The following is a 17,681-nucleotide window of genomic DNA, read 5'->3' as shown; positions in this document are numbered from 1 at the left end:
GCGTCTGTGTAGATGTTGCCTTCCAGATTCCGCATACCGTCGGCCTATCTCAATGTTAGTCAATTTCGGGGCTCCGTCACTTTTCAGGCCTACTGCCTGACTGTCTACGCTTAGCACTCAACATTACTGCTGATAGCCCAAGACTCGCTATTGGCAACGCGGCTGCACGTTCTACCAAGCAGGGGTTCCACCTGCTAAATTACACGACCTTGCCCGGTCGCTCACGGAATTACGACTTCCGCTATCGCCTTAAATTGGAGGCTGTTGAGGAAATAACGGAAATCCCTGTTCCGTTCAAATCCTTCATAGATCCTTGCAGCGCACCTTCTCCCCTATCCATATAAAAATCCACTTTGATAAAGCAGCACGTTAAAGCCATCAGCTCTATTGTAACTATAATCAAAGTATGGTAGGTTGCTCGCTCATTCTTCATCCCTTGATGCTGCGATTCGTCAACTATGCGTTATCGAATGGTCTTACTTCCTGTACAAATCAGTTATGGCGCTTGGCTATCTTGACACAAACCGGCTTTGTTACGGTCACAGTCTGTCCTGTCTCTGTCAATCGGCCTGACTGCTGATCAATGGCAAAAGTAACAATCGAATCTGAATCCTGATTAGCTGCCAGCAAAAAGCGGCCATCCGGCGTAATGGCGAAATTGCGTGGGGTCTGACCCTGCGTAGACGTATGCTCCACATAAGTTAACATCCCGGTCGACTTGTCGATTTTATATACAACAATGCTGTTATGCCCACGATTAGACCCATACAAATAATTGCCTGATGGTGAGATATGAATATCAGCGCATATATTGTAGTCTGTAAAATCTTTTGGCAGCGCAGGAACGGTTTGAACATGATGGAGAGCACCGTCTTCAGTATTATGAGAATATGCGGTTATCGTGCAATCCAATTCATTAATGACATACGCAAACGAAATCGAAGGATGGAACACCAAATGCCTCGGACCCGCTCCCGGTTCAGCAAGCACCTCATTATGAGGCAACAATCGAGTTTGTTCATAGTCTAATTGATACACTTTGATTTGATCGAGACCTAGATCAGGAACGAATACGTATCGGCCACTGGGGTCAATAACCGCTGAATGGGGATGTGCCGTTTCCTGCCGATCCGTACGAATACTGCTGCCTTCATGCTGTACTTTGTCTGCCGCCTCACCAAGGCTGCCATCGCTATTAACCGGATACAAAGCAACACTACCACTAGAATAATTAGCCAACACCAAGCACGAGGAATCCTCATCCACAGTTACATAGCAAGAGGCTTTTCCCAGAGAAGACTGCTCGTTTAGGAAGGCTAGCCTTCCATGAGGATCAACCGTATAGGAAGTAACCGTACCATCGGCTTTACCGATTTCACTAACCGCATATAACCGAGTTTGATTATGGTTAAGAGTTAGGAAGGATGGGTTTTCGATTCCGCTCAAGCTTTGGTCCAAGGTTAAAGAACCGTTGTCTGTGTTAAGACGGTACACATTAATCCCTTTCGATGTCGATGGAGCGTAAGAACCTACATAAACTAACAGCTCATTCTCATTCATTTGATTCATTTGCCGCGTCACTCCTTTTTTAATAATCTGATTTCATCCTTGTAAAAAGCAAAAATTTTGTTCGTTTACCATATTATCCTAACCATATCATATTCTTTTCATAGGTGAAACAGTCGAAAGGATTGACAAGCATGATGCTTATTCGTATGTTTGTTTGAGAACTACCGAAGAACTGCATAAAAGAAAGGAGTACGATTTGCAACAAATGAATACTACTTCTAAAAAACACGAGGACCAGCTGCAGCAGCCTTCACCCTCACGACGATTATGGATGGCGCTAATATTGGGTTCATTAGCTGCATTCGGCCCGCTTTCTCTCGATATGTATTTACCCGCATTACCTCTGCTTGGCAATGATTTGCACACAAGCGCCTCACTCGCCCAGCTCAGTCTGACAGCCTGCTTGCTCGGACTCTCGTTAGGGCAGCTGCTCGCGGGACCGCTCAGCGATGTACGAGGTCGCCGCACTCCCCTGCTGATTGGACTTGCGATGTATACAGCAGCATCGCTGCTATGTGCTTTTACAACTTCCATTTGGGTTTTGATTATTCTCCGATTCATTCAGGGCTTGGCCGGATCAGCTGGAATTGTTATCTCCAGAGCCGTTGTAAGGGACTTATATGCCGGTACGGAACTTACTAAATTTTTCTCACTTTTGATGCTGATCAATGGTGTGGCTCCGATCCTGGCTCCCGTTGCCGGCGGGCAGCTGCTGCGCTTCAGCTCTTGGCCTGTCGTATTCATTGTATTAGGTTTAATCGGCTTACTCATGTTCGTCATTGTCATGTTCGGATTGCCTGAAACCTTGCCGGCTGAGCGGCGTTTGCAAGGCGGAATTCGCAATACACTCTCTACATTTCGCCGCCTCATCAGTGACAAAAGTTTTATGGGCATCGCCCTCTCCCAAGGGCTTGTAGTCGCCGCCATGTTTGCTTATATTTCCGGATCTCCCTTCGTCATACAAAATATTTATGGAGCAACTCCGCAAATGTTCAGCCTGTTCTTTGCTATTAACGGTTTGGGTATTATTATCGCCAGCCAAACCGCCGGTCGATTGGTAAGTCGTATCGGAGAGATGAAGCTGTTAGTCAGCGGACTACTCATTGCTCTATTAGGCGGCATCATGCTGCTCATCATGATCCTTGCAGGCGCTGGACTTGCTGCTGTATTACCTTGCTTGTTTCTTGTTGTGTCCAGTGTCGGGATTGTTACGACAGCCGGTTTTTCTCTGGCCATGCAAAATCAGAAGCAAGGCGCGGGAAGCGCCTCCGCGCTACTAGGCGTACTTTCCTTCATCTTTGGCGGAATCGTTGCACCTCTCGTAGGCTTGGGAGGAGAAGGTACTGCTGTTCCAATGGGGATCGTAATTGCATCAGCGGAGATCGGTGCGGTCTTATGCTATTGGACCCTAGTACGTCGCAAGGCGAAGACTGTCAGCATTACAACATAATGGAAGGCGAATAAGACCGCGGCAGCCAATTTTTCGAGTTGGCTGCCGCGGTCTTATTTGTACACCGTCTTCTTTTATAGCGCTATCCGCAAGTACAGTTCAGAACAGGCTTGCGCGCTGCCTGGGTTTCATCAAGACGGCGGACAGGAGTTGTGTATGGAGCATTATGGAGCAGCTCCGGATTGTCTTCCGCTTCTTTGGCAATTTGAATCATCGTATCAATGAAAGCATCCAGTGTTTCTTTGCTTTCGGTTTCCGTTGGCTCGATCATAATGCACTCTTCCACATTTAACGGGAAATAAATCGTAGGTGGGTGATAGCCAAAGTCTAGCAACCGTTTGGCTACATCCAATGTGCGTACGTTGAATTTCTTGAGCCCTTTGCCCGAAATTACAAATTCATGCTTGCAGACGCGATCGAATGGAGCTTCGTAATAAGGAGCAAGCCTGCGCAGCATATAATTGGCATTCAACACAGCGCATTCGGAAACCCGACGCAAACCCTCGGGACCGTAAGTACGAATATAAGTGTATGCGCGAACCAGGATGCCGAAGTTACCATAATAGGCTTTCACTCGGCCAATTGATTGCGGTTTGTCGTAATCGAAATAATAGGATCCATCCGCTGCACGTTCAACGATAGGCTTTGGCAGAAACGGAGCAAGCAGCTTCTTAACCCCGACAGGGCCTGCTCCAGGACCGCCGCCGCCATGCGGTGTGCTCATCGTTTTGTGCAAGTTCAAGTGAACGACGTCGAAGCCCATATCGCCCGGGCGGGTAATGCCCATGATTGCATTAGAGTTAGCACCATCGTAGTAGAGCAAGCCGCCAGCCTCATGCACAATCGCTGCAATTTCTACAATCTGCTCTTCAAACAAGCCAAGCGTGTTCGGGTTTGTCAGCATCAATGCAGCAGTGTCAGGACCAACCGCTTGACGAAGAGCATCAAGATCGACCAAGCCTTTGGCGTTAGACGGAATGGTAATTGTGTCAAGGCCAGCCACTGTCGCACTCGCGGGATTCGTCCCGTGCGAGGAGTCAGGAACAATAACCTTCGTGCGGTGATCGCCGCGGCTCTCGTGGTAAGCGCGGATCATCATCAAGCCGGTCCATTCGCCATGAGCACCGGCAGCTGGTTGTAGTGTAACCTGATCCATACCCGTGATGGCTGCGATATCATTTTGCAGCTGGTACAGCAGCTCCATAGCACCTTGAATGGAAGACTCCGGCTGATACGGATGTATTTTCGCAAAGCCTGCAAAACGTGCTACATCCTCATTAATCTTAGGATTGTATTTCATCGTGCAGGAACCAAGCGGATAAAAGCCGTTATCAATGCCGAAGTTTCTACGGGATAACGCTGTATAATGGCGAATGACGTCTACTTCGTACACCTCCGGCAATTCAGCCGGTTTAGCACGCAGCAAGTTTTCTGGTACAAGCTTGGCCGTATCTTGACGCGGAACATCGCATTCAGGCAACGAATAGGCGACACGACCTGGTTTGCTCATTTCAAAAATGAGTGCTTTATCATGCTTCACAGCTACATCTGATTCAGTTCCCGGTTGTACAGATATGGTATCACTCATATGGCAGCCTCCAGTTGTCTTGCAAATCCGTCTATTTCCGCTTTGGTTCTGCGTTCAGTGACGGCAACAAGCATATGGCCTTCAAGTGCCGGATCATCGTTGCCCAAGTCATAGCCGCCAATAAACCCTGCTTCCAGCAGCTTGCTATTGATTTGTTTTATGCCCGCAGCTCCAGCATCGGACAGCTTGATTACAAACTCATTGAAGAATGGTGTTTGCGTATAAGGAATGGATACCCCAGGGATGCGGCTTAACACATCAGCCGCGTAATGGGCTTTTTGCACATTCAAGTCAGCCACATCTTGAATCCCTTGTTTGCCCATGGTCGAAATGTATACGGAAGCGCAAAGTGCGAGCAAGGCTTGGTTGGAGCAAATATTCGACGTAGCCTTCTCGCGGCGGATATGCTGCTCCCTGGCCTGCAATGTCAGCACAAAGCCGCGCTTGCCATCACGATCGACCGTCTGCCCAACGATGCGTCCGGGCATCCTGCGCATCCATGCTGTAGATACCGCGAAGAAGCCGCAGGTCGGCCCGCCGAGCGAAGCCGGGATGCCGAACGGCTGCGCATCGCCGACGACAATGTCAGCGCCCAGCTTGCCTGGCGCTTCAAGCAAACCCAAGGAAAGCGGATTCGCGCTTACTATGAATAATGCCCCTGCAGCATGCGCCAACGGCTCAACTGCACGCAGATCCTCAATGCAGCCGAAAAAATTCGGCGACTGGACAAGCACGCCCGCTGTCTCCACCGAGACAAGGGAGGTAAGCTCTTCAAGATCGGTTACGCCATCCTTCGTCCCGACTTCAACGATTTCCAGTCCAAGCCCTTTGGCCGTTGCAGCAACTACCTGCCTTGCTTCAGGATGAATCGCCCGGGAAACGAGCAGCTGTTTCCGTTTCGTAGCTCCATGAGCAAGAGCTCCCGCTTCCGCTAATGCAGTTGCCCCATCGTACATACTCGCATTCGCTACAGCCATTCCAGTCAGCTCACAAATATACGATTGAAACTCGAAAATCGCCTGCAGCTCGCCTTGACTAATCTCTGGCTGATAAGGCGTGTAGGCCGTGTAAAATTCGGAACGAGAGATAACATGATTGATAACAACCGGGAGATGATGATCGTAAATGCCGGCTCCAAGAAAGCTTGTATAGCGTTCAAAATCCGCATTTTTACCGGCCAATTGATTCATGTGCTTTAAAAGCGCGTGCTCATCCAGAGCCTCCGATACTTCTAACCTGCCTTGAAAACGTACTTTTGTAGGAATATCAACGAATAAATCTTCCACAGAGTCAATGCCTATAGTTTGCAGCATATCCGTTTGATCTTGCTCCGTCATCGGTATATAGCGGTGCTTCACCTGATCCACTCCTAATAATTATGATGATGTGAATTTCCTCTTCCGCTTTCTATCTCATTTCACGTTTATAAAAGGGCGCCTTCACAACAACAGCCTTAAGCTGCTTCTCGCGAATTTCTACCCAAACTTCAGTTCCAAGCTTACTGTACTCGGTATCTATCAATGCCAATCCCAGATTCTGCTTTAAAGTCGGAGACTGGGTACCGGTTGTTACCTCACCTACCAGCTTGCCATCCGCATAAACCGGATAATGGCTGCGTGGGATTCCTCTGTCTATCATTTCAATGCCTACAAGCTTGCGGGGAACACCTTCTTCTTTTTGCTTAACCAAGGCTGCCCGACCTATAAAATCACCTTTGTCCAGCTTAACAAAAAATCCGAGTGATGCTTCAAGCGGGCTGATTCCTGCTGATAACTCCTGTCCATAGAGCGGCAGCTTAGCTTCGAACCGCAGTGTATCTCTCGCCCCAAGTCCAGCAGCCATCAAGCCCTGCTCCTCGCCTGCTTCCATTATCTGTTCCCATAGAGCCTGCGCATCACTGCTATTAATATAGAGCTCAAATCCATCTTCTCCCGTGTATCCGGTTCTCGACACCAAGGCTTTGAACCCGCCAACAACCGTATCTGAAATGAAAGAAAAGCCTTTAAGCTCTTTTAACGGTGCAGATGTTAGCTTGCCCAATATTTTCTCTGCAGCCGGACCTTGAATCGCCAACAATGCAGTTTGCTCCGATATATTGTCCAAGGTGACATCTCCGGTTAGCTGCTGCTGCATCCACTCTACATCCTTCTCGATATTCGAAGCATTGATAACTAGCATAAACCGCTCCTGAGACAGTCGGTACACTAGCAGATCATCCACAACTCCGCCATCCTCATAGCACATCAGACTATATTGCGCCTGTCCGTCCATAAGCTTCGACACATCGTTGACGGTCAAGTTTTGTAAATACGTCAGTGCATCCCGGCCTGTTACCATGACTTCTCCCATATGGGAAACATCAAACAAGCCCGCGCGCTGGCGAACGGCTTCGTGTTCCTTCTGAATACCGTAAAATTGCACTGGCAGCTCCCAGCCCCCGAAATCGATTACTCTTGGTGCGCCATACTGTTTATAGATTGGAAAAAGCGGCGTTCGTTTCAATCCGGACATAAGCTCACCTCAATTTTAGTTTGTTTGCTCATTTTTAGACAAAACAAAAGAGGACAGAGTGAAAAGCAGAAGCCCATTGTTCATGAACGACCGTTCTGCTTCTCACTCTGTCCCTTGTACCTGAGAGTTACCTAATAAGCTTCCCCTATAATCCGGAAAAAAATTAGTTTCACCTTGGGCGCCCCTTAACTTTCACCGGGATCTCTCCAGAGCTGCGTCCTGCAAAAGTCCTTTTGCCTGAGAGATTCACCCTTCCGGGTTTACTCCTTCGGCGTTACCGTCAAGCGGTAATCTCTCCCCTTGCCCTCATCCGCTTATTTCATTATATACTCATTATTACTCTATCGTTAGCCTCATTGTCAACATCATTTTCCGATAATATACATTTTTTTGTTACATATATTGACATGGGAGGCATTGATGATTAATCTACAGAGAATAGGACTTTGCTCAATGTGTTCCGTTTTATTTCCACTCTGTCTGTTAATGCTTTATAGGGAGAACAACAATATGTTGAAGGTGAGGATTGATTATGTCAGAGGTTAAGGATCAATTATTGTACAGCAAGGAACATGAATGGGCAGAGGTCATTGGAGATCGTACCATTCGGATCGGAATAAGCGATTTTGCACAACATCAGCTTGGAGATATTGTTTTTCTTGAACTCCCCGAGGTTGGCGCACAAGTAAATGCAGCCGACAGTCTCGGAAGCATTGAATCTGTAAAAACAGTATCCGACCTGTACTCCCCAGTAAAAGGAACGGTAACCAAGGTAAATTCCGCTCTGATCGATCAGCCTGAACTGGTGAATGAAGATCCTTATGAAGGCGGATGGATGGTCGAGATCGAAATTGAACAATCAGCGGAAGAAGCATTAGAAAACCTGCTAAGCGCTGAGCAGTACAAGGAATTTACAGAGGATCAGGAGTAGCCGCTCTTAAAAGCAGCTATTGAAAAGAGGCCGTGCGGCAGCACGGCCTCTTTCAACATATTTTGCACATGAGGTACGATCGATCGCCATGCAGCACCGCAATATTCCCCCGGGATTTGTACATGCTTCTTAGTTTGGAATCTTTTTGCTTCTCTAACCTGTAACTTGTAATTTGTAACTTGTCTTGTAACTTGTATCTTGCCTTGTAACTTGTAACTTGTAGATCAGCGCTGCCTTGACAGATTGAACAGCATGAACCAGATAAGCAGGAAACCTATGATTTGCACAAACGTCACGGTTTGTTGAAAAACAAGCCAATTAATTAATACCCCTACTGCAGGAAACAATAGCTCGGCGAGTGTAGCAAAGGACGCTTTGGTCCCTGATAATCCACGGTAATACAGCAGTAAACTAAGCAGTCCGGGAAGAGCCGCTTGGAGGAGCAAATTGCCGGATAAAGCAAACCAATCCGTTGCACCGACTGGCAATTGCAGCTTATCGCCTTCCAACCAGGTTGTTGCAAATAGTAGTGGAAGTGCGCACGTAAACCTGAGTGCCGTGACTGTTTCGAACTGCATTTTATTTAGCAATACACGCCCCATTACGGTTGATCCACCCCATAAAGCAGCTGCCCCTATAGACAGCAGCCCGCTTGCCGCAGCAAATTCAGACATACTTCCGACCGGAGCCGCGAAGCCGAATGTAAGCAGGTAGGTACCGCCAAGCGCCATTAGCAGCAGTAAAGGAAATAAGGCCGGAAGCCTTTCTTTCAATATTAACCTTGCCATAATTATTGCAAATAAAGGCTGCAGCTTCTGAAGCAGCAGTACTGCATTGGGGTTCCCATAAGCAAATGCAGAGGTAAACATGATGGTAGCAATTGCTGAACCGCCCCAGGAAATAAACAACAGAGCAAGCACATGACGAATCGCCAACCCTCGTAACTCCTTGCGGTGCAGCCATAGAATCGGCACTGCATACACAAGCAGCAGCAGATGTTCGAACAATACGATCTGAGAAGAGGTTAAATGCTTTAGCAGCAGAATACGAAACAGGGGATCAATCCCCCAGAGCGCGGCACCGAGCGCCACATACCATATTCCGCTCCGCGTACTGCTGCCAGTGCGCTCAAGCTGTCCAGACGGATGAATCAAAATACTTTTTTCCATATTCAATAACCTCCTACAAATTTGCGAAGAAGCCTGCTTTTTAAGCCATTTCTTCGTTTTTTTGAATAGGACGCTTCGAAAGAAGACACCCCGCTATCAGATTCGATAACGGGGCGCACATAAAGAGGCTTGGAGCCAAGTCGTTTTTTTACAAAACGTTCCTGGCACCATGCCTGCTTTTGACCTTCTCCCATCCGGACTGTACCGTCGGCTTTGGAGTTACACCAAATCAGTCGCTAACTGCCGCATAGCAATCAACGAGTCGCGGGCTTAGGTTCGGAAGAACCATCACCGCCGGTCGGGAATTTCACCCTGCCCCGAAGGTCCGTATTCAATTAGATTGCATTTTACCACAGGACACTGTGCACAACAAGATCTGTTTTGCAATTTATTTCGTCAGGCGACCTAATTTCGCACATGCTGCATCCGATACTGAGCCGGAGTCATCCCGAACTTCCTTTTGAAAACATAGTGCAAATAGTTAGCGCTTGAGAAACCGTTCTTAAAGGCAATCTGATCAATCGTCAAATCATTTTTGCTCAGCTCATTGCAAATATGTGACAAGCGCACCTGCTCGATATATTCACTGAATGTACCACCCGTATGGTCACGGAAAATGCGCTGCAATTGACGCGGACTGATCTGCACACGCTCAGCTATAGTGTCCAATGTCAACGGCTCCATATAGTTATCCTTAATGAACTGCTCCACCAGCTTGTAGCGGTAATGCTTCATATCCCGGGAAGGCAGGTCCGGTTGAGGAACTGAAGCATAAGCTCTAGTCGTGCGCAGCAATATTTGAATAATCGATTGCTTAATAACAGTAAACAAGCCCGGCTGATTTTCATACCACGCGCGGTAAGCGTTCAAAAAGCATTCCATCGCCCGATACTGGTCCATGGCAGGCTTCAAGGGCAGCTGCTGCAGCTGCTGTACGCATGCATGCGCCTCAGCAATTTCCCATTTGCTTACCCAATTGGACATACCCGACTCCTGCTCGCCTCCATTGTCATGCAGCTTCACAATATCAATGTGCAAGCAAAGCTCATCCATAGCTTCATTGGCATCCGCTTCCTGATAATGGATCACATTAGGTCCGGTAAGGTACAGCATGCCTTCCTGCAGCGCGTAAGGGGTATCGCCTAGAATGACTTTTCCTTTTCCACGGGGGATGAAATGAAACTCAAACTCAGAATGCTTATGAAAAGAAACCGTTCGTCCGGGAGCAAAGCTTGTATGGTGATATCTGAGCATACGAATACCGTAATTGCCCCAACGGAACTCAACATCAAGTCGGTCAAGGGCATAAGGCTGGTCCAGCATTAATTCAAAAGGATAAGGCTTGGGAGTGGCGCGGCCATGATTGTCCATAGGTTGAGCACCTCCTGTTATAGCTCATATAAAATGGAAAAGCCGCCTGTTGACCCGCAATAATAGCAAGGTCTACAAGACAGCATCCCCATCTTCTTATTGTTGCATAACTATTCCGCTAAGTCGCTTAGTTTGAACGCTGCTCCCGATTGAGCCGACGCATTCGAAGCTTCCATTAATCGGGTCAAATCCAACGCATATTGGATATTTTCAGACGCAACCGTCCCATTCTGAATATGGGCGACCCACTGGTGGAACGCAGACTCACGCTCTTCCGGCAGCTCTTGAGCCTGCCACTCTCTATTCGCATCCTCGCCAAACTTGGAGCTGCGGACCAGCAGCTTGTTATCATGGGTAGAATAGAGCAAGCTTCCCTCGGTTCCATGCACTTCAATAACAAAAGGCGAAAAAGGATTTACAAATCCGGCTTCAATAACAGCCAATGCACCGTTCGAATAACGAAGGACCGATATAGCGTTATCCTCGACCTCTTTACCGGTTACATAGCCGTAATTCGCTGTTACACTCTCCGGAAGGCCCAAGAACAAACGTGCCAAATACATAGGATGGCAGCCCAAATCGATCATTGCTCCGCCGCCGCATTGCTCTTTGTTGTAGAAATGGGTTGGCAGCCATCCCTCTGGCCCTCGTTCCGAAGGAAGAGCGCCATTATGGGATAGACGGGTACGAACTAACGTCAGCTCACCCATCAAACCCTTGTTAATTATATCCTGTATGGCCAATGTGTAATTAAAATTTAATCGGGGCAGCGAAACCGTCAGCTTAACTCCCGCCGCTTCAACCGCTGCGATGATTTCATTGCATTCTTTAATTGTTGTCGCGACAACTTTTTCAGTGAAAATATGTTTACCAGCTTTGGCTGCAGCTATAATGACATCCCTATGAATATTAGTTGGCGTATCTACAATAACCGCATCAATATCGGACTGGGCAAGCAGCTCGTTCAAATTCTCATAAAACGGGATGCCACGTGCTTCCGATTCCTTACGGCCTCGTTCAGGAATTTCGTCCCACAGGGCAACAATTTCTGTATCCGGATGTTCAATTGCCTGACGGGCGTAATCCTTGGCATGAACATGCCAAAAGCTCAGCATCGCAACTCTAATCATAAGTTTGCTTCCTCCGCTTTCCGCTTTAATCGAAGTAAACGGCTTTGCCGGTCTTCGCAGATTCATAAATCGCTTCAAGAATTTCCGATACAACGCAAGCTTGCTCCGGAGTTACGATCGGCTGCTTATCGTTCAATACTGCATCGATCCAAAGGCGAATTTCCGTATCCTGCATGTTTTCTTGTTTTCCATCATAGAAATCCACGCCTTTAGCATCCAACTGGACTTGGTTTTTATATAAACGGCTGTGCTTTTCACCATTGATCCGCAAGCCTTCCTCCATATCGGCTCCGCCTTCGGTACCGCTTAGCGTACATTTTGCTTCCTTCACATCCAATGTATTCAAAGCCCAGCTAGACTCTAAAATAATGGTCGCCCCATTTTTCATAGTGATCATGCCAAAAGCTGAATCCTCTACAGTGAATTTCTTCGGATCCCAAGAGCCCCATGCATTGGCAGCGTTTTCTTTCTGTGACAGCTTATGAAAAGTCGTTCCAAGAACAGCCTTCGGTTCATAATTGTTCATTACCCACAGAGTCAAATCGAGCGCATGTGTACCGATATCGATAAGCGGACCACCGCCTTGCTTCTCCTCATCCAAAAACACACCCCAAGTCGGGACGGCCCGACGGCGAATCGCATGAGCTTTGGCAAAGTAAATTTCCCCCAAGTCGCCTTCCTCGCAAACCTTTTTCAAGTATTGGCTGTCGGAACGGAAACGGTTATTGTAACCAACGGTCAGCTTCTTACCGGTTCTTTTCGCGGCTTCTACCATACGGCGTGCGTCTGCAGCTGTTTTTGCCATCGGCTTTTCGCACATAACATGCTTGTCTGCTTCCAAAGCTGCAATGGAGATCTCAGCATGGGAATCATTCGGGGTACACACATGTACGATATCGATAGAACTGTCGTTTAATAGCTCTTCATAGCTTTCGTAAACCTTAGCTCCAGCGACACCGTATTTCTCAGCAGCCTGTTGAGCCTTCTCCACGATAATATCACAAAAAGCGACAATCTCAACATGATCGAGCTTAGACAGAGCAGGCAAATGTTTGCCGTTCGCAATGCCCCCACACCCGATTATCGCTACTTTTACTTTAACCGACATAAGATAATTCCTCCTATAAAATAATGACTTGGATTTATCTTAGCATGTTTTCCCAGAACTTTGAATTGCAATTTGATGACAGAAAGGAGTGCAATTTTGTGACATCTGGATTAAATGAGGAGCAGTAAAATTTATTGACGCTTAGGAGGGATGGATGTGAGCATTAGCGAAAATAATCATTCCGCTATGGCATGAAAAGGGGCTGTCCCAAAAGACATTTTGAGACAACCCCTCCACCATTTTATCCTGAATAGATGGTAGCAAAAGAGCCCTCAATTCCACTTTAATAATTGAAGGCTCTTTTGCACATTCTTGTGTATTCTTAGAGATGAATAAGATGAGGTCGCTTTCCAGCGTGTGCTCATCGCGGGTATCGGGTTCGTGGTTCGTGGCTCATGGTTCGTGGTTCGGTTACGGCATTGTATGGCAGTCTTGCGCACTCCGTGCAATTATCAGGAAAATGTCAAGTTAGTTACTCCGAAAATAGCGTTCCAAGTCTTATAGCTGGAATTCCTCAGGCTAATTCTACGTATTTTGGCTGATATCCACCACTTCACCTATATTAGAGTTAGTTTTTCCAGTTAGATTGATTTCAAGGCGATATCCACGCTGGATTAGCGTTACAAATTCCATCTATTTTCTTTCCTTCCGTAGCCGCCCGACAAATCATGGTCTCCTCTAGATTGAAAGCAGCCTTTGGACATCGCTTCTCGCCCCATCACTTAAGCAACATCCAAAAAGCGGCCGAACTCATTTTTGAATCTTCGAACCCCACTCTGAGGGAATTTCCCTACGAAAAAGACGCTTCCATTTCCACTTACATGGTGGTTTTGGAGGCGTCTTTGTACATAGTTTGGGAATTGATACTCTTTTGGGACAGCCTCATTGTGCCCCTATTACCGTGTACCTCCAAATAACCTGCGCAGCACTCGGTACGCCATATAAATAATAACAGCCCAAAACAATAGGCCTATCAGCGAAAACCCCCCACCCATACCTGCTCCTCCAAAACCGCCGAAGCCGAATGGATTTAATATGCTGCCGAGCAATGTACCTGCGGCCAATCCTCCGAAAAAGCTCCCGAACCTCCCTGTAGAAGTGCCAGGCGCTCGATTGGCTGGCTCATTGACTCCAGGCGTACGTGTGGTTTGACCCGTGTTGCTTCCGGGAGTTGCCCCACTGCGGGTACCGCCAGTGTATCCGCCTGCCGGTGAGCGGTAGCTTCCCCTTCCCGATCGGTATGCTTTTGACTCTATGTAGTTCTCTTCTTCTACGTTAACTGATGGTGCTGAGGCAGCTACATTCAATTGCATTATCGGAGCTTGAATTAAAAGATAGAGTCCTAGAAATATACTCGCTATCACTTTTTTTCGCATACGAAATCCTCCAATCCTTGCTATGGAATCAGAGGTAGTATTTACAATTTCAGCAGCAATATTCAAATGATTGTTAAACCGCCCCATGCTCGTTTCAGATCATCTTACCCGGTTCAACAAAAAATCCCCCACAAAGTGGGGTCTTGCTTCGAAGTTGATTCAGATACTTTGCGGGGAGCCCCGAAACATATCGTATATAGGTGAAGAAATCCGTCCCAACTCAGGACGGATTTCTTTCATTGCTAGGCGTTACTATTGCGAATTTGCTGTCTGGAGAAACACGGCTATACGCCGCACCGCTTCACGCAGTACGTCCTCTTCTTGAACCAGCGCTATACGCACATAACCTTCGCCTTCTTGACCGAAAGCATCACCAGGGATTACCACAACTCCTGCTTTATACAAAATTTCCCGGGAAATTTGTCGAGATGTCCAACCCTCAGGAATACGTGCCCAAATGAACATCGTAGCTTTCGGCCGAGGAATAGACCATCCTGCTGCTGCAAGACCTTCAATTACAATATCACGTCTGAGCTCGTACAGCCCGGATACGGATACGGATTCGCCCTTCTCCATATCTTCCTCTAATGCGGCAATACCCGCCTCCTGTACTGCCAAAAAGACACCGTAATCAATATTAGACTTTAATACGCGCAGTGCTTTTACGACATCCGGCTGTCCGACCATGAAGGCTATCCGGCAACCAGCCATGTTAAAGCTCTTCGACAAGGAATGAAATTCGACAGCTAACTCCTTAGCCCCTTCGACCTCCAAAATGCTCATAGGACGAAAACCGTCAAATGCCATTTCAGAATAAGCCAAGTCGTGTACGATCAATAGATCATACTTTCTGGCATAGCTCACCAATGCTTCAAAAAACTCATAGGAAGCTACAGCCGATAACGGGTTGCTTGGATAATTCAATAAAATAAATTTGGCGTCTTGTGCAATTTGCTTGGCAAAAAGTCGTTTTCTTCTCTTAACGGTATGAAGTAAGGGGTTACTTCGGCTAAAACCAAGCTCGCTCCATAGATGGGGTAGCCCGGATCCGGAACCAGCACCGTATCTCCCGGATCGGTTATAGCCATAGCCAGATGAGCCAGTCCGTCCTGGGAGCCCATGAGCGTAACAATTTCCTGCTCCGGATCAAGCGTTACTTGAAACCGATGCTGGTACCAACGCGCAACTGCGTTACGAAAAGCTAGGCTGCCTTCCGAGGTGGGGTAGCCATACACTTGAGGCTTGCGAACAGCCTGCTCCATTGCTTGCATGACCCGCTCAGAAGGAGGACGGTCAGGGCTGCCTATGCCCAGATCGATAACGTCGATTCCTCTGCTGCGCACCTCTTCCTTCCACCCGGCCATTTCAGAAAAAATAGCGGAACCCATTAAGGAGAGCCGCTTGGATTGAAAACGTTCCATAGAATCATAACCTCTTTTAGTTAAAATGAGTGTTGGGATAAATTCAGGATGTAGGGTTTATATATTACCGACCTTATGAACCAGAGACATCATGGCAAACAAAAAGCCTGCAAGTGCAAAATACGCGATTCCATATTTCCAGCGTGAAGCGTTTGGAACCTCAAAGTATTTGTCATTATCGAAAGGATCGTAGTCCACCTGACAATGTAACATCAGATGTAGCCCGTCTTCCTTTTGTATACGTTCGAGTCTTGTCACATGCACTTTGCGGATTAAAGCTTGCTGCATAAGCGGTATCGTTCCTGTAAAGTCTAAGCCCTCCCAGATAACATATACATACTGCTGCCCTTCAAGATCAGAATACGTGACAAAATCCAGATCCCTTTTATGCTCTTCACCGGGAATTAAATAGCCCTGCGCTATTAACGGCTCTGCCGGAATCAAAAAGCTTGCAGCCATAGCACGTTTTTCTCCGCCGTTTTTACGATATTTTACATATTTTGTATAGAGATTGTATGCGAACATTACCCAAATGATAAAAAGAATGATACTGAAATTGTAAATAATTAGAACTAAACCGCCGATTAATCCTACCAGCCACAGCCATCTTGAGACCGCAGTAACAATACGGCCACCATCAAGCGGATGGATCGGAATGAGATTAAACAAATTAATCATAAAACCTGCTAGTGCCAAGCTATACAGCAATGGACTATTGAAATAATAAGCCGCTCCAAACACGGCAAGTGCGCCGACAGTACCTAGAACAGGGCCTCCTATTGCTATATAAGCTTCTGTAACGGCATCTCTCGGATGGCGCTTCATATTAATAAATGCTCCAAGGAATGGAATAAACATAGGTGCAGATACGGGCAATCCCTTCTGCTTGGCCGCTGCAACATGACCTAATTCATGTACCAGTATGAGCAATACAAATCCAATCGAAAAGCTCCATGGAAAAATAATCGCATAAGCGCCTATGGAAACCAGCATCGAAAGAAACACACCGCCGAATTTCCCGAATTTCAAAAGGGTCAACAAAAACTTGCCCTGAGTAAGGATAAACACCCCTGCCGCACCGATAAACCATAGCGGATTTTTTTTGTTCGCTTTTTTTTGCTGCAACAGCGTTCACGCTCCTTCAATTATGGGACTACACGCCCCACACTTGCTCGTACTGTTCTTCTTTATAGCCTACAGTTACTTTGGTTCCATCGGTAACAACCGGACGTTTAATAAGTCGGCCATTCGAGGCCAGCAGTTCAATCTGCTGCTCCTCAGTCATCTGTGAAAGTTTATCCTTCAACTTCATTTCCTTGTAAACTTCACCAGACGTATTAAACCATTTTTTTATGTCCAGACCGCTTTGTTGAATCAATTGCTTAAGCTTTTCGCTGTCCGGAGGATTATCGAAAATATGGATGGCTTCCATCTCCACATCTTTTTGCTTGAGCGATTTCATCGCATTCCTGCAAGTCCCGCATTGGGGGTATTGATAGATGGTCACAGTTCTTTGAGTACTCATACGATCATTCCTGTCTTTGGTTTCTTTTTGTCATCGCATCAAGCGGTATTTCCTTATTATACAAAAAAACAGGGAGATATAAAAATGCATCTTGAATCACTATGCCTCAAAGCAAAAAAAGGCTATTCCAAAAGGGTATCAGTGAATGAATCAGTCCTAAATTATGAACATATACGCCTCCAAAACCACTATGTAAGCGGAAATGGAAGCGTCTTTTTTGTAGGGAAATTCCCCTCAGAGTGGGGGTTTTAACATCCAAAAATGAGTTCGGCCGCTTTTTGGATGTTGCTTAAGTGATGGGGCGAGAAGCGATGTTCAAAGGCTGCTTTCAATCTAGAGGAGGCCATGATTTGTCGGGGCCGCTGCGGAAAGAAAAGAAATAGATGGAAATGCTCACGCTAATCCAGCGTGGATATCACCTTAAATCAATTTAACTGGAAAAACTAACTCTAATAGAGGGGATATGGTGGATATCAGCCAAAATACGTAGAATTAGCATGAGGAATTCCAGCTATAAGACTTGGAACGCTAT

13 protein-coding genes, 1 pseudogene and 2 riboswitches are annotated in these 17,681 nt (G+C 46.8%); of the genes and pseudogenes, 2 read left to right on the top strand and 12 right to left on the bottom strand.

Annotated elements, in window-relative coordinates; genetic code table 11:
- Positions 1-492 precede the first annotated feature (492 nt).
- A complete protein-coding gene (locus tag NV381_RS36805) occupies positions 493-1,569 on the bottom strand; it encodes a lactonase family protein (protein WP_258218233.1) in 1,077 nt (358 codons plus the stop codon).
- A gap of 205 nt (positions 1,570-1,774) precedes the next feature.
- Here NV381_RS36805 and NV381_RS36800 point away from each other — a divergent pair, with 205 nt between their 5' ends.
- On the top strand, positions 1,775-3,019 hold the full coding sequence (locus NV381_RS36800) for a multidrug effflux MFS transporter (RefSeq protein ID WP_258218232.1): 1,245 nt from the start codon (positions 1,775-1,777) through the stop codon (positions 3,017-3,019).
- Positions 3,020-3,101: 82 nt separating this feature from the next.
- Here the strand turns inward: NV381_RS36800 and gcvPB are convergent, their stop codons facing one another.
- Genes gcvPB through gcvT form a run of 3 tightly spaced genes read right to left on the bottom strand, consistent with a single transcriptional unit; the run spans position 3,102 to position 7,118 of the window.
- The gene (gene gcvPB, locus NV381_RS36795; protein WP_258218231.1) at positions 3,102-4,607 is read right to left on the bottom strand and encodes an aminomethyl-transferring glycine dehydrogenase subunit GcvPB; all 1,506 of its coding nucleotides are present in this window, start codon (positions 4,605-4,607) and stop codon (positions 3,102-3,104) included.
- Entirely contained in the window at positions 4,604-5,965 is a 1,362-nt protein-coding gene (gene gcvPA, locus NV381_RS36790) for an aminomethyl-transferring glycine dehydrogenase subunit GcvPA (protein WP_258218230.1), read from the bottom strand. Before gcvPA ends, gcvPB begins: the two co-directional genes overlap by 4 nt.
- A 49-nt stretch (positions 5,966-6,014) precedes the next feature.
- A complete protein-coding gene (gene gcvT, locus NV381_RS36785; RefSeq protein ID WP_258218229.1) occupies positions 6,015-7,118 on the bottom strand; it encodes a glycine cleavage system aminomethyltransferase GcvT in 1,104 nt (367 codons plus the stop codon).
- A 215-nt stretch (positions 7,119-7,333) separates the two neighbouring features.
- Positions 7,334-7,428: riboswitch (glycine riboswitch) on the bottom strand.
- 222 nt (positions 7,429-7,650) lie between these two features.
- Here gcvT and gcvH point away from each other — a divergent pair.
- Entirely contained in the window at positions 7,651-8,049 is a 399-nt protein-coding gene (gene gcvH, locus NV381_RS36780) for a glycine cleavage system protein GcvH (protein WP_258218228.1), read from the top strand.
- A gap of 224 nt (positions 8,050-8,273) precedes the next feature.
- Here the strand turns inward: gcvH and NV381_RS36775 are convergent, their stop codons facing one another.
- The 8 genes and pseudogenes from NV381_RS36775 to NV381_RS36740 form a co-directional block, all read right to left on the bottom strand.
- Positions 8,274-9,218 (bottom strand): DMT family transporter, encoded by a 945-nt coding sequence (locus NV381_RS36775; protein WP_258218227.1) that lies wholly within the window; start codon positions 9,216-9,218, stop codon positions 8,274-8,276.
- Positions 9,219-9,396: 178 nt separating this feature from the next.
- A riboswitch (FMN riboswitch) is annotated at positions 9,397-9,547 on the bottom strand.
- 76 nt (positions 9,548-9,623) lie between these two features.
- Positions 9,624-10,589 carry an AraC family transcriptional regulator gene (locus NV381_RS36770; protein ID WP_258218226.1) on the bottom strand — a complete coding sequence of 322 codons (966 nt, stop codon included), beginning with the start codon at positions 10,587-10,589 and terminating at the stop codon, positions 9,624-9,626.
- A 110-nt stretch (positions 10,590-10,699) separates the two neighbouring features.
- Positions 10,700-11,719, bottom strand: a complete 1,020-nt coding sequence (locus tag NV381_RS36765) for a Gfo/Idh/MocA family protein (protein WP_258218225.1) — start codon at positions 11,717-11,719, stop codon at positions 10,700-10,702.
- A gap of 25 nt (positions 11,720-11,744) precedes the next feature.
- The gene (locus NV381_RS36760; RefSeq protein ID WP_258218224.1) at positions 11,745-12,827 is read right to left on the bottom strand and encodes a Gfo/Idh/MocA family protein; all 1,083 of its coding nucleotides are present in this window, start codon (positions 12,825-12,827) and stop codon (positions 11,745-11,747) included.
- Positions 12,828-13,723: 896 nt separating this feature from the next.
- Entirely contained in the window at positions 13,724-14,203 is a 480-nt protein-coding gene (locus NV381_RS36755) for a hypothetical protein (protein ID WP_258218223.1), read from the bottom strand.
- 252 nt (positions 14,204-14,455) lie between these two features.
- Positions 14,456-15,624 (bottom strand): annotated as a pseudogene (locus tag NV381_RS36750) (aminotransferase class I/II-fold pyridoxal phosphate-dependent enzyme).
- A gap of 57 nt (positions 15,625-15,681) precedes the next feature.
- Complete coding sequence (locus NV381_RS36745; protein WP_258218234.1) at positions 15,682-16,752, bottom strand: site-2 protease family protein; 1,071 nt, start codon at positions 16,750-16,752, stop codon at positions 15,682-15,684.
- A 25-nt stretch (positions 16,753-16,777) separates the two neighbouring features.
- A complete protein-coding gene (locus NV381_RS36740) occupies positions 16,778-17,149 on the bottom strand; it encodes an arsenate reductase family protein (protein WP_258218222.1) in 372 nt (123 codons plus the stop codon).
- Between the last annotated feature and the right edge of the window lie 532 nt (positions 17,150-17,681).

Origin of the sequence: Paenibacillus radicis (ex Xue et al. 2023), from assembly GCF_024722015.1 — a bacterium.
Classification (GTDB): Bacteria; Bacillota; Bacilli; order Paenibacillales; family NBRC-103111; genus Paenibacillus_S.
This window is presented reverse-complemented; position numbering and strand designations above follow the sequence as displayed.